Origin of the sequence: Cellulomonas sp. IC4_254 (assembly GCF_011603975.1) — a bacterium.
Lineage (GTDB): Bacteria > Actinomycetota > Actinomycetes > Actinomycetales > Cellulomonadaceae > Cellulomonas.
This window is the reverse complement of sequence record NZ_JAANNB010000324.1, coordinates 1-2,352: the sequence shown is the minus strand read 5'-3', so window position 1 is coordinate 2,352 and position 2,352 is coordinate 1. Positions and strand designations below refer to the sequence as shown.

Annotated in this window: 2 protein-coding genes; both read right to left on the bottom strand. The window is 73.9% G+C overall.

Annotated elements, in window-relative coordinates:
- On the bottom strand, window positions 1–1,130 hold a 1,130-nt coding region (locus tag G6556_RS18410), incomplete at its 3' end, for an LLM class flavin-dependent oxidoreductase (RefSeq protein ID WP_166944547.1).
- Window positions 1,131–1,142: 12 nt separating this feature from the next.
- Window positions 1,143–2,258 carry an LLM class flavin-dependent oxidoreductase gene (locus tag G6556_RS18405; RefSeq protein ID WP_166944545.1) on the bottom strand — a complete coding sequence of 372 codons (1,116 nt, stop codon included), beginning with the start codon at window positions 2,256–2,258 and terminating at the stop codon, window positions 1,143–1,145.
- Between the last annotated feature and the right edge of the window lie 94 nt (window positions 2,259–2,352).

Genomic DNA, 2,352 nt, shown 5'->3' with positions numbered 1-2,352 from the left:
CGCTGGACGCGCTGGACGACGGCGGCGGGGTGCTCGACGGCGGTGAAGCCGGCGGCGCGGCCGGGGTCGGCGGCGGACCACAGGTCGGTGCGCACCTCGGCGCGCACCAGCGGCGCGACCTCCTCGGCGAACCGGCGCAGCACGTCCTCCTGCTCCGCCGGGTCGAGCAGGTGGTTCACGGAGACGGACTGCAGGACGTGCCCGTAGGTCGCGTGGTAGTCGAGGATCTTCTCGGCCACCCGCTCCGGGGAGCCGACCAGGGCGGGGCCGCGCTCGACGGCGTCCCCGAGCGTGCGGAAGGACGGCGCCTTCCCCACCGCGTCGGCGCCGTAGCCCCGGCGGGCGGCCACGTCGACCTGCCCCTGGTAGAGCGGCCGGTACTGCGCGACGGCGGCCTCGGTGGTGTCGGCGAGGAACAGCCCGCCGGAGCCGGAGCCGACGTACGCCCGGGCCGGGTCGTGGCCGTGCGCGGCGTACTGCTCGCGGTAGTGGTCGAGCAGCACGGCGTAGTTCTCCCGCGGCTGCAGGGCGTTCGCGGTGACGATCGGGTCGCCCCACCGCGCCGCCAGCTCGACGGCGAACCGGGAGGTGGCCGAGCCGTGCCAGATCCGGAACGGCCCGGCGTACGGCCGCGGCAGCGTGGTGGCGTGCTCGAGGCGGTGCCGGTGCCGGCCCTCCCAGGTCACGTCCTCCTGCGACAGCAGCAGGCGGAGCAGCTCGTAGTTCTCCTCGAGGTACTCGTACTGCTTGGCGAGGTCGAGGCCGAGCAGCGGGTACTGCAGCACCTCGTTGCCCTTGCCGATGACGATCTCGAGCCGGCCGCGGGACAGCTGGTCGACGGTCGCCAGGTCCTCGGCCACCCGCACCGGGTCGAGCAGCGACAGCACGGTGACGCCCGTCGACAGCAGGATCCGGCTGGTCGACGCGGCGATCGCGCCGAGGATCACCGTGGGGGCCGACGACAGCACGTCGCCGGCGTGCCGCTCCCCCACGGCGAACGAGTCGAAGCCGAGCTCCTCGGCCAGGACCGCGTGCCGGACGGTCCGGGCCAGCCGGTCCGCCGGCGGCACCGCCTCGCCCGTGACCGGGTGCGGCGGGTTGAAGACGATGTCGAGCAGCTGGAAGCGCACGGCCGGCCCCGCTCAGGCCGCGGCCGCGGCGGCGGCCTCGCGGTCGCGCGCGGCGACGCCCTCGCGGACCAGCGGGATCACGTACCGGCCGAAGTCGACCGCGTCGTCCAGCAGGTCGTAGCCGCGGGCGGAGATGATCCGGACGCCGCGGTCGTAGTACGCCAGCAGCGCCTCGGCGACCTGCTCGGGCGTGCCGACCAGGGCGTTCGAGTTGCCGGCGCCGCCGGTGGCCTTGGCCGTGGCGGTCCACAGCACCGAGTCGAACCGGTCGCCCTGCGCCGCGATCTCCAGCAGCCGCTGGGAGCCGGCGTTCTGCGGGGCGTCGATGGGGTGCCGCTTGCTCAGCACGCCGCCGAGCGCGGCCTTGCGGGCCTCGATCGCGTCCAGCACGCGGTGCGCCTTCTCCCAGGCCAGCTCCTCGGTGGGCGCGATGATCGGCCGGAACGCGGCGTGGATGCGCGGCGGGGTGGCGCGGCCCGCGGCAGTGGCCTCGGCGTGCACCCGGTCGATCTGCTCCTGGGTGCGGTCCAGCGGCTCGCCCCAGACGGCGTAGATGTCCGCCTCCGCGGCGCCGACCTTAAAGGCCGCGTCCGAGGACCCGCCGAACGAGATGGTCGGCACGTGGCCGTGGACCGGCTTGATGTCCAGGTGGAAGTCGGCGAAGTCGTAGTACCGGCCGTGGTGGTCGAACGGCTCGGTCGACGTCCAGGCCCGCTTGACGATCTGGATGTACTCCTGGGTGCGGGCGTACCGCTCGTCCTTGGTCAGGGTGTCGCCCTCGCGGCCCTGCTCGTGGTCGTTGCCGCCGGTGATGAAGTGCACCGACAGCCGGCCGCCGGACAGCTGGTCCAGCGTCGCGAACGTCTTAGCGGCGTACGTCGGGTACGACACGTTCGGCCGGTGCGCGAGCAGCAGCTCGATGGACGGCAGCCGGGAGGCGACGTACGCCGCGAGCGCCGCCGGCTCCGGGCCGGACGAGCCGTAGGCGAACAGGACGCGGGTCCAGCCGGTGTCCTCGTGCGCCCGGACGATCCGCTCCAGGTAGCCGGGGTCGAACGAGCGGGTCGTGGCGGCGCGTGTCTCGGACGCGTCGTTGGTGGTGGCGATCCCGAGGAACTCGACGGGCATGGGTGTGGCTCCTTCGTCTTCTTCTCGCCGAGATAGGGCCTGCGGGTCGAGATAGGGCCGTGCGCGGTCCTGTCTCGGGCGGGAGGTCCTACCT